14 protein-coding genes and 2 tRNA genes are annotated in these 12,131 nt (G+C 67.4%); 12 read left to right on the top strand and 4 right to left on the bottom strand.

The features are described from left to right. Positions 1-87 precede the first annotated feature (87 nt). Positions 88-288 carry a hypothetical protein gene (locus AC1D2E_RS02035; protein WP_478171546.1) on the bottom strand — a complete coding sequence of 67 codons (201 nt, stop codon included), beginning with the start codon at positions 286-288 and terminating at the stop codon, positions 88-90. 350 nt (positions 289-638) lie between these two features. After that, a complete protein-coding gene (gene thiD, locus AC1D2E_RS02030) occupies positions 639-1,487 on the bottom strand; it encodes a bifunctional hydroxymethylpyrimidine kinase/phosphomethylpyrimidine kinase (RefSeq protein WP_478171545.1) in 849 nt (282 codons plus the stop codon). Positions 1,488-1,534: 47 nt separating this feature from the next. On the opposite strand from thiD, the gene AC1D2E_RS02025 reads away from it, so the two are divergent. The 6 genes from AC1D2E_RS02025 to AC1D2E_RS02000 all read left to right on the top strand — a co-directional run bounded on the left by AC1D2E_RS02025 (position 1,535) and on the right by AC1D2E_RS02000 (position 5,037). After that, entirely contained in the window at positions 1,535-2,635 is a 1,101-nt protein-coding gene (locus tag AC1D2E_RS02025; RefSeq protein WP_478195845.1) for an FAD-dependent oxidoreductase, read from the top strand. Beyond that, entirely contained in the window at positions 2,632-2,829 is a 198-nt protein-coding gene (gene thiS, locus AC1D2E_RS02020) for a sulfur carrier protein ThiS (protein WP_478195844.1), read from the top strand. The genes AC1D2E_RS02025 and thiS overlap by 4 nt, the downstream gene beginning before the upstream one ends. 10 nt (positions 2,830-2,839) lie before the next feature. Further along, positions 2,840-3,658, top strand: a complete 819-nt coding sequence (locus tag AC1D2E_RS02015) for a thiazole synthase (protein ID WP_478195843.1) — start codon at positions 2,840-2,842, stop codon at positions 3,656-3,658. Beyond that, on the top strand, positions 3,655-4,575 hold the full coding sequence (locus AC1D2E_RS02010) for a thiamine phosphate synthase (protein WP_478195842.1): 921 nt from the start codon (positions 3,655-3,657) through the stop codon (positions 4,573-4,575). The genes AC1D2E_RS02015 and AC1D2E_RS02010 overlap by 4 nt, the downstream gene beginning before the upstream one ends. 81 nt (positions 4,576-4,656) lie before the next feature. Continuing rightward, a tRNA-Asn gene (locus AC1D2E_RS02005) sits at positions 4,657-4,732 on the top strand. A 229-nt stretch (positions 4,733-4,961) separates the two neighbouring features. Continuing rightward, positions 4,962-5,037, top strand: a tRNA-Asn gene (locus tag AC1D2E_RS02000). A 54-nt stretch (positions 5,038-5,091) separates the two neighbouring features. Here the strand turns inward: AC1D2E_RS02000 and AC1D2E_RS01995 are convergent. Further along, positions 5,092-6,609 carry an ArnT family glycosyltransferase gene (locus tag AC1D2E_RS01995; protein ID WP_478195841.1) on the bottom strand — a complete coding sequence of 506 codons (1,518 nt, stop codon included), beginning with the start codon at positions 6,607-6,609 and terminating at the stop codon, positions 5,092-5,094. A 131-nt stretch (positions 6,610-6,740) separates the two neighbouring features. Here AC1D2E_RS01995 and AC1D2E_RS01990 point away from each other — a divergent pair, with 131 nt between their 5' ends. From AC1D2E_RS01990 to AC1D2E_RS01980, 3 genes are all read left to right on the top strand, one after another. Further along, the gene (locus tag AC1D2E_RS01990; protein WP_478195840.1) at positions 6,741-7,190 is read left to right on the top strand and encodes a hypothetical protein; all 450 of its coding nucleotides are present in this window, start codon (positions 6,741-6,743) and stop codon (positions 7,188-7,190) included. Positions 7,191-7,320: 130 nt separating this feature from the next. Then, a complete protein-coding gene (locus tag AC1D2E_RS01985; protein WP_478195839.1) occupies positions 7,321-7,887 on the top strand; it encodes a phosphatase PAP2 family protein in 567 nt (188 codons plus the stop codon). A gap of 137 nt (positions 7,888-8,024) precedes the next feature. Next, positions 8,025-8,366 carry a DUF2845 domain-containing protein gene (locus AC1D2E_RS01980; RefSeq protein WP_478195838.1) on the top strand — a complete coding sequence of 114 codons (342 nt, stop codon included), beginning with the start codon at positions 8,025-8,027 and terminating at the stop codon, positions 8,364-8,366. A gap of 34 nt (positions 8,367-8,400) precedes the next feature. On the opposite strand, the gene AC1D2E_RS01975 is transcribed toward AC1D2E_RS01980, so the two are convergent. After that, positions 8,401-9,072 carry a hypothetical protein gene (locus AC1D2E_RS01975; protein WP_478195837.1) on the bottom strand — a complete coding sequence of 224 codons (672 nt, stop codon included), beginning with the start codon at positions 9,070-9,072 and terminating at the stop codon, positions 8,401-8,403. 321 nt (positions 9,073-9,393) lie between these two features. Here AC1D2E_RS01975 and AC1D2E_RS01970 point away from each other — a divergent pair, with 321 nt between their 5' ends. From AC1D2E_RS01970 to AC1D2E_RS01960, 3 genes are read left to right on the top strand one after another with little or no spacing between them, the layout of a single operon-like run. Next, entirely contained in the window at positions 9,394-10,422 is a 1,029-nt protein-coding gene (locus AC1D2E_RS01970; RefSeq protein WP_478195836.1) for an ABC transporter substrate-binding protein, read from the top strand. 4 nt (positions 10,423-10,426) lie between these two features. Beyond that, a complete protein-coding gene (locus tag AC1D2E_RS01965; protein WP_478195835.1) occupies positions 10,427-11,209 on the top strand; it encodes an ABC transporter ATP-binding protein in 783 nt (260 codons plus the stop codon). Positions 11,210-11,216: 7 nt separating this feature from the next. After that, entirely contained in the window at positions 11,217-12,065 is an 849-nt protein-coding gene (locus AC1D2E_RS01960) for an ABC transporter permease (RefSeq protein WP_478195834.1), read from the top strand. The last annotated feature ends 66 nt before the right edge of the window (positions 12,066-12,131 follow it).

Below are 12,131 nucleotides of genomic sequence, written 5' to 3'. Positions count from 1 at the left end.
GATTTGTCTGAAAGTTTCTCTTTTCAGAAAAAAAACTACTTTTCATTTTTTTAAGTACCCTCGGGCGACGCGCACCTGGTCGATGATTTACATCACTCGACGACCGCGAACCTTCGGCGGCGGCCAGCGTAGCTCAGCCTCGCACACCACCCGGGCGAACGGCAGGCGAAGGTACTGCGCGGCATCCATGAAGTAGCTCAACCCGTTCTTCTCGGGCTCGCTGCTGTACAGGTGCGCGCCGCTGGTCGAACGTGCCGCGCAGCTTCTTGAACACGTGCCCTCGATCATCCGTGCCGCCTACAATGGCCATTCGCTAGGGGTGCTGTGTCGGCTCGCCGGCCCGGCTGAGAGAAAACCCTTTGAACCTGCTGGTGGGACAAGGTGACGCGGAAGTCGGACCGCTCGCCCTGAACCGCCAGGGACCACAAAGTTTATCTTTGGGTCTTGAGGCAATCCTCGCGCAGGGAAGCTGGTCCGGCGGCCGCCACGTTGTCTCGCGCGGCGGTCGGGCTGCCGGCCTTGCCCACCTGCCAAACACTTTGCACGGAGCAAATGGATGGCAAACACAACCCATGAAACGAGCTCGGCCGGTGCCAACGAGGCCCTGACGCCGCTCGGCGAATCCGGCCGCGTCCGGCTCACGCGTCCGGCGCCGGCAGGCGAACGCTCGGCACTGGCGCGAAGCCATGGTTGAGGGGGCCGTGACCCGAACCGACCTTGAAGTCCGCCCCGGCCGCCATGGCCGCGACCACGTAGCCGCGTGCGCGTTCCACCGCTTCGGGCAGCGCGTAACCGAGCGCCAGATGCGATGCGATGGCCGACGACAGCGTGCAGCCCGTGCCATGCAAGTTGCGGCTCTGGATGCGGTTGGAAGAAAGCCGCAGGCGTTCGCCGTCGGCCTCCGCCAGCAGGTCGACCACGTCGTCGCCCGGCAGGTGGCCGCCCTTGAGCAGGACGGCATGGGCGCCGAGCGCGAGCAGCTCGGTGGCCGCATCGTCGAGCGCATCGACGCCATCGATGGCATGGCCGATCAGCAGCGCGGCCTCGTCCAGGTTGGGCGTGACGACCACTGCCCGCGGGAACAGTTCGCGCACCAGCACGGCCACCGTCTCGGCCGCGATGAGCCGGTCGCCGCTGGTGGCGACCATGACCGGATCGAGCACCACGTTGGGCAGCTTGTAGTGGTCGATGGCCCAGGCCACCACCTCGACGATCTCGGGCGCATGCAGCATGCCGAGCTTGACCGCGTCGACGCCGATGTCCTCGACCACCGCCTGGATCTGCGCCTTCAGGAAGGCCGGCGGCACGCCGTGGATGCCCGACACGCCGAGCGTGTTCTGCGCCGTCAGCGCGGTGATCGCGGTCATCCCGTAGCAGCCCAGCGCCGAGAAGGTCTTCAGGTCGGCCTGGATGCCGGCGCCGCCGCCGCTGTCGGAGCCGGCGATCGAGAGCACGCGTGCGTAGCGGGAGAATGCAGTGGTCGTCATGTTGAAAATTATGGGCCACGCGCGCCCTGGCCCCGCCTGAGATCCCGATGAACCCGCACACCGAACTTCCTTTCCGCTCCGCCGCCGTGCTCGGCGCCGGGCTCATGGGCCGCCTGCTGGCGCTGGCGCTGGCACGAGCCGGCTGCGAGGTCGACCTGTTCGAGGCCGGCGGCCCGGACGCCGAGGGCGCCGCCGCCCGGGTCGCCGCCGCGATGCTCGCGCCGCTGGCCGAATCGGCCGTGGCGCCGGCGTCGGTGGTCCGCATGGGCCATTACGCGCTCGATCGCTGGCCGACGCTGATCGCCTCGCTCGCGCTGCCGGTGTTCTTCCAGCGCGAAGGCACGCTGGTGCTGTGGCACCGGCAGGATGCGGCCGAGGCGGCGCGGCTCAAGCGCGTGCTCGCGCACACCGGCGAGGTGGTGCCGGAGCTGCCCGCGATGCAGACGCTCGACGGTGCCGGCATCGAGGCCCTCGAGCCTTCGCTGGGCCGGCGCTTCTCGCAGGCGCTGCTGCTGCCCGACGAGGGCCAGCTCGACAACCGCGCCTTGCTGGCCTCGCTGCTCGCCACGCTGCAGGCGCTGCCCCGGGTGCGCCTGCACTGGCATGCGCCGCGCACCGTCGACGACTTCGCGCCCGGCGAGGCCGGCCAGCCCGAACGGGTGATCGACTGCCGAGGCCTCGGTGCCAGGCCGCAATGGAAGGCGCTGCGCGGCGTGCGCGGCGAAGTGATCCGCGTCCACGCCCCCGAAGTGACGCTGCGGCGGCCGACCCGCCTGGTGCATCCGCGCTATCCGATCTACATCGCGCCCAAGCCCGACCGGCTGTTCGTGATCGGCGCGACCGAAATCGAATCGGACGACATGTCGCCGGCCAGCGTGCGCTCCACGCTCGAGCTGCTGAGCGCGGCCTACGCGGTGCACAGCGGCTTCGCGGAAGCGCGCATCGTCGAGATCGCGACCCAGTGCCGCCCGACCCTGCCCGACAACCTGCCGGCCGTGCGCGAGCTGCGGCCGAACGTCATGCAGATCAACGGCCTCTATCGCCACGGCTTCATGATCGCGCCGGCGATCCTCGATGTGGCGATGGAATTGCTCGCGGCCGGCCGCTCTGCGCTCGCCGGCCGTTTCGGCCTCGCATCGAACCCATGAACCTCCTGATCAACGACACCCCCCACACGCTGCCGTCCGGCGCGAAGCTCGCGGACGCGCTCGTGCTCGTCGATGCCAAGCCGCCGTTCGCGGTCGCCGTCAACCGGCAGTTCGTGCCGCGCTCCAACTACGGCTCGCAGGTGCTGCAGGCCGGCGACCGCATCGAAGTGATCCGCCCCGTGACGGGCGGCTGAAGGAAATCCCATGACCTCCCTGCCCGACAACGACCCGCTCGTCCTCTACGGCCAGCACTTCGACAGCCGCCTGCTGCTCGGCACCGCGCGCTACCCGTCGCCCGATGTTCTCGAGGCGGCGGTGCGGCGCGCGCGGCCCGCGATGCTGACGGCCTCGCTGCGCCGCCAGACCGCCACGCCGAATGCATCGGGCAGCGACAACGGTTTCTGGGATCTGCTGCGCCGCCTCGGCGTTCCGGTGCTGCCCAACACGGCCGGCTGCCACAGCGTGCAGGAGGCGATCGCCACGGCGCAGATGGCGCGCGAACTGTTCGACACGCCCTGGATCAAGCTCGAGCTGATCGGCGACGACTACACGCTGCAGCCCGACACGCTGAACCTGGTCGATGCCGCCTCGCAGTTGATCCGCGACGGCTTCCAGGTGCTGCCCTACTGCACCGAGGACCTGGTGCTGTGCCAGCGCCTGGTCGACGTCGGCTGCCAGGCCGTCATGCCCTGGGCGGCGCCAATCGGCACCGGGCGCGGGCCGGTCAACCCCTACGCGCTGCAGGTGCTGCGCGAACGGCTCGCCGTGCCGCTGCTGGTCGATGCCGGGCTCGGCCTGCCTTCGCATGCCTGCCAGGTCATGGAATGGGGCTACGACGGCGTGCTGCTGAACACCGCGGTGGCGCTGGCCCAGGACCCGGTCGCGATGGCCGGCGCCTTTGCCGATGCGGTCCGGGCCGGCCGCAGCGCGCACCACGCGGGCGCCATGGCGGCGCAGGATTCGGCCCAGCCGAGCACGCCGGTGCTCGGCACCCCTTTCTGGCATCACGCACCGTCCCAATGACTGCCATCACCAACTCTTCCTCCATCGCGCGGGCCATCGTCGCGGCCCATGCCGCGCGCTTCGGCGAAACGGCGAACACCGCCGCGTCGTTCTCGTCGGACGACCCGCTCTACCGTGGCGCCAAGCAGGCCTGCACGACGCTGGGTTTCATCGACATCGATGCCGAATGCCTGGCACGCGCCTGGCGCGCCCAGACCGAGCGCAACGGCCGCTTCGACGCCGAGGCCTGGCCCGACACGCCGGCCGATTTCGGCCTGCGCCCCTTTCCGCCGACGACCCGCGACGACTCGTTTCCGGCCTGTCCTCAAAGGCTGGGCCTGTATGCGGTGCTGCCCGATGCGCAATGGGTCGGCCGCATGGCGCGTGCGGGCGTGCCGACGGTGCAGTTGCGCTTCAAGTCGGACGATGCCGGCGCGATCGAGCGCGAGGTGCAGGCGGCGGTCGACGCGGTCCGCGGTACCGATGCCCTGCTCTTCATCAACGACCACTGGAAGAGCGCGATCGCGGCGCGCGCCTACGGCCTGCATCTGGGGCAGGAAGACCTCGACGCCCTGACGCCGGCGGAACTGCAGACCATCCGCGACTCGGGCATTCGCCTCGGCGTCAGCACCCATGGCTACGCGGAGATGCTGCGCGCCGACCTCGCGAGCCCGAGCTACATCGCCATGGGCGCGGTCTACCCGACCATGCTGAAGCGAATGGCCACCGCGCCGCAAGGMGTCGCGCGCCTGGCGGCGTATGCGCGACTCATGCGCGGCTATCCGCAGGTCGGCATCGGCGGCGTCGATGAACAGCGCATGCCCGAGGTGCTGGCGACCGGCGTCGGTTCGGTTGCCGTGGTGCGCGCGCTGGTCGCCGACCCGCAGCCCGAGGTGGCGGCGCAGCGGTTGATGGCGATCTGCAAGCGCGCCGCCTGATGTCTCTGGCTGAAGAAAAATATCGCTTTGGCGGGCGGCAGCCGGCGAGCCCCAAAAACCACGCTATAATTTAAGGCTTGTTCCTCGATAGCTCAGTCGGTAGAGCGCCGGACTGTTAATCCGTAGGTCCCTGGTTCGAGCCCAGGTCGAGGAGCCAAACTCAAGCCGCTGTGAACACTGTTCACAGCGGCAATCTCAAGAAGAGCTTCGGCTCTGCATCCGATCTCCACTCGGATGCTTCCCAGGAACGCGCCCATGCAGGCGCGTTTTTTTTCGTCTCGGCCTCGATGGTCGCCAGCAGCTTTGGCACCCTCGCCTGTCTCCCGGGAGACCGGTGCGCGTGCGCGATTTCGGCCCATCCGGTGAATATATAATCTGAGGCTTGTTCCTCGATAGCTCAGTCGGTAGAGCGCCGGACTGTTAATCCGTAGGTCCCTGGTTCGAGCCCAGGTCGAGGAGCCAACTAAAGCCGCAAGGCCCCTGGAAAGCCCGCTACCAATTTGGTAGCGGGCTTTTTCATTCTGTCGCCGCGCGCCAGCGCGGATGACCCTTGTAGTTGATGCCCCGATAGATCGCGATGCGGCGCGCGACCTTGCCGAAAGCCTTGGCCTCGATGACGTCCACGAACTCGATCCTGTCGAAGCTCGACTTCAGTCGTTCATTGTCCAGCGGAGACCAGGCCTGATCCGAAACGAAGAGACCGGTCGCGCCCTTCAATTGCGTAGTGAGCGGGAAGTAGTCGAACTGCAGCGCCGCTTCGCCGTAGATGTCTTCCGCATAAGTGCGCGGCTGGCCGGGCAGATAGAAGCGCAGCAGCGAGCTGATCTTGTAGTTCGGCGAGAACACGAAGGTCTCCGTGCCCTCGGCGCGCAACGCGCCGCTGATCTGGTCGACCCTCGCCGCGGCCCGATCGATGCCGCTCCAGTTGTTCATGTCGCCGGCCAGCGGGAAGTTGGGGACCGTCAGCACGACGCCGGCGATCAGCAAGACGGCGGCCGAGCTCGCCAGGCCGCGCAGCAGCCGCTTCTGGCCATCCTCGCGCGCGAGCAGGTCTCGCACGCCGAGTATCACCAGCGACCAGAAGGCCGGCACCAGCCAGTTGACCTTGACCAGCGAACGAAAGCTGATGAAAGTGAAGAGCACGATCGGAATCGCGGCGCTCAGCAGCAGCAGCCGGCCGCGGTCGTCGAGCTTGCCCGCGAACGCCGCACGTGCCCCGCGACCCAGCACCGCCATTGCCATGACGAACAGGTAGGGCGTCAGCAGCAGGAACTGCGACGCCACCAAGCCAAGGAAGTAGCGAGGCTTCAGTCCACCCAGTTCGCCGAGGCGCCGGCTGCTCTGGAAGGCGAACGACACCCACGCGTGCTGTGAATTCCAGTAGATCGCCGGCATGAAGATGAGGCCGGCCAACAGCACGGCCAGATAAGACTGCGGCTTCAGCAGCCAATGCCGCTGTTCGCGAGAACTCAGCAGGTACAGCAACACCACAGGCAGCAGCAGCACGCCGGCGTACTTGCCCAGCCAGGACAGCCCCATGAACGCGCCGGCAGCGAACCACCACCGGCCATCGCCGCTCTCGCTCAGGCGCCAGACAGACCAGATCGTTGCGACCCAGGCAAAGAGCAAGGGAGCGTCGGGCGTCGGCCCCACGCCGTAGGCCTCGTACAGCAGGCTCAGGTTGAGCGCGGCCAGCGACCAGAAGGCCAGGCGACGATCGGCGTACATGTCGAGGATGAGCCGGGCCCACATCAGGTTCCAGCCCAGCGACCAGAGCACGGCCGCGGCCTTGATGGCGAACGAAGTCTGGCCGAACACCGCCGTGGTGATCGCGATGCTGTAGGTGGTGAGCGGCGGATGATCGAAGTAGGACCAATCGAGGTGCCGGCTCCAGCTCCAGTAATAGGCCTCCTGAGGCAGCAGCGGCAGCACGGCGGCCAGCAGCAAACGCAGCAAGGTGACGCCGCCGATCAGGATGGCAATGGAATGGCTCGCTTCCGGGATCGATCGCCAACGGCTGTTCGTGAGGTGCATGGACGCATTCGGAGTTGCAGCATCGCGATTGTCGGGTCGCCGGGCGCGTTGGCACCCAGGGTTGTGCAGGCGAAAGACCCTGGGCACGGCTATTCAGCTTCCCGTCATGAAGGTCCACATAGAGTGAAGCGATGCTCGCTCGGATTCGTCGTCTGGTTGCAAGGCAATGCACGTGGTGGTGCATCGTCGGCCTGTTGCTGGTCGCCGCACAGCCGCTGATCGGCGCCCACTCCTCCCGCGATGGCCTCGAGGACGAAGGCGAGATCCACGTTCACAGCGCGGCCATGTCGGTCGAATTGGAGGCCGACGACGACGGTCTTCCCGGCGACGTCGAGACCACCGTCTATGTTCCTCACGCCGCCAGCATCGATCTCCCACAGGCGTTCCAGCAAGGCATCGACCACCTGCTGACCCTGGTTCTGCTCCTGCTGCCGCTCCTGGTGTCGGCCGCGTCCATGCCGAGCGCTTTCCGGAGCGCCGGTCGCCGCCGGCCTCTCAACACCAGCGGGGCTTCGCCACCCCCACCCACGGCCCCCCGGCACCGTCTGCCGCCCGAGACTGCTCCGCCCTGTCCGAACTGAATCACGACGCCCGGGATGGCGTCGAGGCCCGCTGCGCGCGTCGCGCGGCCGGTTCTTCATTTCGTGACTCGAAAGGTTCAGTTGTGTTCACATTCATCACCGCGCCGCCTCCCCGCTTCGGGAGGCCGGCATGAAGGCGCTCGACCTCGCCCTTTTCGGCTGGATCGCCGCCGGCTACCACCCCATCGCCTGGTTGCCGCCGCTGATGTCGGCCATTGCGGTCGGCGGCCCCTGGATTTGCGTCGTCCTTGCAGGATGGGCGGCCTGGCACAGGCCGTCCGAGCGCAGCTACCTGATGGCCGTGCTGGTCGCCGCGGCCGCAATGGCCATCATCGCCCACGCGATCGCCCATGCGCTCGGCACGCCACGGCCCTTCATGCTCGGCTTGAGTCCGGCCTACGTCCATCACGGCGACCGCGGCTCGATGCCCAGCGCGCACGCGAGCGTGATGTTCACGGTCGCGCTGGCCTGCCTGCTGCGTCCGGCCCTGCGAAAGCTGGGTGCCGGCTTGTTCGCAGCGAGCCTGGCGACCGGATGGGCGCGAATCTACGTCGGCCTGCACTTTCCGTCCGACATCGCCGCCGGGCTGCTGCTGGCGCTGGTGATGGCCGGCGTCTTCGCGGCAATCCAGATGGCGAGCAGACACCATCTTCGACCAGCGGTGCATGCCGAAGCTTCTTCGTCGACGGGCAAATGAAGCGACTCCTGCGGGTCGATGCGAGCTCGCCGTGCCTCTTCTCCCACACGCCAGCGTGCTGCACTGCATATCCCGGCGAACAGTGCAGCGGGTGCGGCTGGGGCGCAAAATGGCAAGGCGCAATGGAAAGAAGGGCAATGAATCTTCTGAAGCTCGCGGGCGTTTCGGTCTTGGTCGGGTTGCCATGCCTGGCACCTGCGGAGTCGCTGCGGTGCGCTGGAGGCATCGTCGCGGAGGGTGACTCCCGCCTGTCGGTCATCTACAAGTGCGGTCAACCGGTGCTCACCGATACCTACTGTGCACCCGTGTACTACGGCGGCACGCTCAATGTGGTTCCAGAGCCTTTCGCATCCGCTGTGGTGCCGTGTCAGCAGATCGAAGAGTGGCTGTACGAGCGCGGACCGGGCGAGATGCTGGCCACCGTCTACCTGCGCTCGGGCGTGGTGCAGTCCATCGCGTACGGTCGCCAGCCACGATAGGTTTCCGCACTGCCCATTGACTTGCCCGCAGGGCTCATCCAGGCGCTCCACGAGGCAGCCTCGCCAACCACCCTGCCAGCGCGCAAACTAGGACGAGGACCGCCCATGAACTGGCCGCCATGGCCTGCGCAGAAGGCGGAGGCGGCGCCATCGTCATGCCGACGACGGTGAACACGAGAGCGACCAGCGACAGCACGGTGAGTGCGACCCGCCTGCCGCGAGACAAGTGGCATCCAGGAATGAACAGGCAAAGGCCGAGCACCACGATGGCGGCCTCGACGACCAGGGCTGCAGGCATGTTCTGCCAAAGGCCAACGCCCACTTTCGCCGAATCGGCACCGGCCAGAGGCATTTCGGGCCTGTGAACCAGGGCGTCCAGGAGCCAATGCGAGAAGACAGCCGCGGCAACGAGTACGGCGACGCGCATCTTCGAAGGTCCGAGGCGCCCATACGAGACGAAGGCCGCCGCTCCCGCCAAGGCGGACCAGCCGATGGCGGCCAACAATCCATGCGAGCAGGGAAACACGAATGCCGCCTGGTGTGTGCGGGCGAAGTCGGCAGGCAGCGTGACGGACTCCCAGCCCAGCAGCACGAAGAGCCACAACACCACGTCAAGAAGCAGCCCGGCTGCAATGAACACGCCCACATTCACCCGTCGCTCGGCCCGTCCCAAGGCCAAGCCGACACCCAGGTGACCAGCGAACATCGGGGCTCCTTTCAGAGGACAGACAGACCCGGGTCCAAAGCGTGGCCGGCAGTCGCCGGCCGGACGCGAGCTTAGCAGCGCGATCCTGACGCCAGCAAGGCGGGTGGAGCGCCACCTCTCGCGCCGATTCACTGCGACTTTCCGGCCGATGACCGGCGCGGTTGGCGACCTAACTTTTAGCTAGGCCGGTACGAAAAACGATGCTTGGAGGCAACGCTCGCGACTCCTAGTATTCCCTCCACTGGCCCTCGACATGACGTGGACACACACAGGGCCAAGGTCTCCGCGTTCATCCTGTTGCATTCAAAAAAGGAATCTGCCATGGCCAATCTCCGGGACCCCGGTCGCCGAAGCCTTCTCAAGACCTCGCTCATCGCCGGGGGCCTTTCGTTCGGCGGCATGCTGTCGATCGACGCCCTCGCGCAGGGCAAGGCGCGCATCAACATGCAGCTCGGGTGGATCCCCGGCGTCAACCAGATCGGCGAAGTGGTGGCCAAGCGCCTGGGCTTCTACGACCAGGAAGGCATCGAGTTCGCGATCCAGCCCGGCGGACCGAACATCGATGGCGTGGCCATCGTGGCCTCGGGCCGCTACGAGGTGGGCCAGGTTTCGTCCAGCCCCTCGGTGATGCTGGCGGTCTCGCAGGGCCTGCCGATCAAGTGCTTCGCCGTCGGCGCGCAGAAACATCCGTTCACCTTCTTCTCGCTGGCCAAGAATCCGGTGCGCAAGCCCGCGGACCTGGTCGGCAAGAAGGTCGGCATCCCCTCGACCGCGGCCATCCTGCTGCGCGCCCTCCTGGCAAAGAACAAGATCGCCGAGAAGGACGTCACCGTCATCACCGTCGGTTCCGACATGGCGCCGCTGCTGACCGGCCAGGTCGACGTGGTCACGGGCTGGCTCACCAGCACGACGGCGCTCAAGGCACTGGGTCCGGACCGCGCCGACCTGACGCTGTGGGACGGCGGCGTGCAGCTCTATGCACTGCCCTACTACGCGACGACCAAGACGCTCGAGACGCAGCCGAAGGTCATCGATGCCTTCGTGCGTGCGACATCGCGCGGCTGGCAGCACGTGAAGGCCAACCGCGACCAGGCGGTCGACCTGCTGGTGAAGGAATATCCGAACCTCAAGCGCGAGGACGAGCGCGTCGCGGTCGACGTCATGCTCGAGTACGCCTTCGGCGGCCTCGCGCAGACGCAGGGCTGGGGCGCCATGGATCCCGCCGTCTGGCAGGCGCAGATCTCGATGTATTCGGACCTCGGCCAGTTCACCGCACGCACGCCGAAGGTGGACGACGTCATCTCGCTCGATGCACTGAAGTCGACCGCCGCCTACCGCATGAAGGCCTGAGGCCATGGCTGCCGTACTGAACGCCGCGCCGGCGATCTCGTGCCGCGACATCGGCATGCGCTTCTTCACCGAGCGCCGCGATGTCACCGCGATCAAGAGCCTGGACCTCGACGTCGCGCAGGGCGAGTTCCTGACGCTGCTGGGCCCCTCGGGCTGCGGCAAGTCGACCTTCCTGCGCGTGGTGGCCGACCTGCTGGCGCCGAGCCGCGGGAAGATCGATGTGCTCTCCACCTCGCCGCAGGCCGCGCGCAAGAACCGCGACATCGGCTTCGTGTTCCAGGACGCGGCGCTGCTGCCGTGGCGCACGGCGCTGCAGAACGTCCAGCTGCCGCTGCAGGTGGGTGGCGGCGCCAGCCGCAAGGGCCGCCGTTCGCCGCAGGAGTTGCTCGAACTGGTCGGCCTCAAGGACCGGGCGCACGCCTGGCCCCACGAGATGTCGGGCGGCCAGCGCCAGCGCGTGTCGATCGCGCGCGCGCTGGCCAGCGATCCGAAGATCCTGCTGATGGACGAGCCCTTCGGCGCGCTCGACGAGATCACGCGCGACCGGCTCAACGAGGAGATCCGCCGGGTCTGGAAGGACACCGGCGTGACCATCCTGTTCGTCACCCACAGCATCCACGAGGCGGCCTTCCTCGGCCAGCGCGTGCTGATGCTCGCGGCCAATCCGGGCCGCGTCCGCGAGATCGTGACGGTCGACCTGCCCGAGGACCGGACGCTCGGGATCCGCGAAACACCCGAATTCGTCCGGCTCACTGCCCACCTGCGGCGCGTGCTGGAAACCTGCTGAGGCTGCCATGACCACCAGTTCCATCGATACGCCGGTGCCCGGCCTGCCAGTCATGCCGGCCGACTCCGAATACCTCGCCTGGGCGGCGGCACGCCGCCGCCGCCTGTGGCGACGCCGCATCCTGCCGGCGCTCGGCATCGGCGGCCTCATCGTGTTGTGGTGGGCCGTCATCGTCCTCTTCGATGTCAAGCCCTTCATCGCACCGACGCCCTGGGCCGTCGTCGAGACGCTGTATGCCAAGCGCGCCGTCCTGCTGGACAACCTGATCCCCACGGCGCTCGAAGCGGCCGGCGGCTTCCTGATCGGCAACCTCGCGGCGATCGCGGTGGCCACGGTGTTCGTCCACAACAAGACGCTGCAGGACATCTTCTTTCCCGTCGTGCTGATGTTCAATGCCGTCCCGCTCGTGGCCAAGGCCCCCGTGCTGGTGCTCATCATGGGCAACGGCATGGAGCCGAAGATCACGATCGCGGCGCTGGTGTGCTTCTTCCCGACGCTCGTGAACATGGTGCGCGGCCTCGAATCGGTCAACCCGCAGGCCATGGAGCTGATGCGCGTGCTGTCGGCGAGCAAGGCGGAGATCTTCTTCCGCCTGCGGTTGCTGAACGCCCTGCCCTACCTGTTCTCGGCGCTGCGCATCGCTGCATCGATGTGCGTGATCGGCGCGGTGGTCGGCGAATGGGTGGGTGCCACGGTCGGCATCGGCGCCATGATCCTCCAGGCCACCTTCAACTTCGACTCGCCCCTGCTGTACGCCGCGATCGTCATGAGCGCGAGCCTGTCCGGCCTGTTCTTCCTGCTGGTCACGCTGGCCGAGCGCTGGATCATCCGATGGCATCCGGAGAGCACGCACTGAACCTCGCACCTCGCAGTGCGACCCGGTGGCCAGCGCGCCGCCGCCCCTCGAAATTCAAATCAGGAG

The sequence above is a fragment of the Variovorax sp. P1_H2 genome (assembly GCF_056405295.1).
The sequence above is the reverse complement of the archived record's forward strand: the minus strand, read 5'-3'. Positions and strand labels throughout refer to the sequence as shown.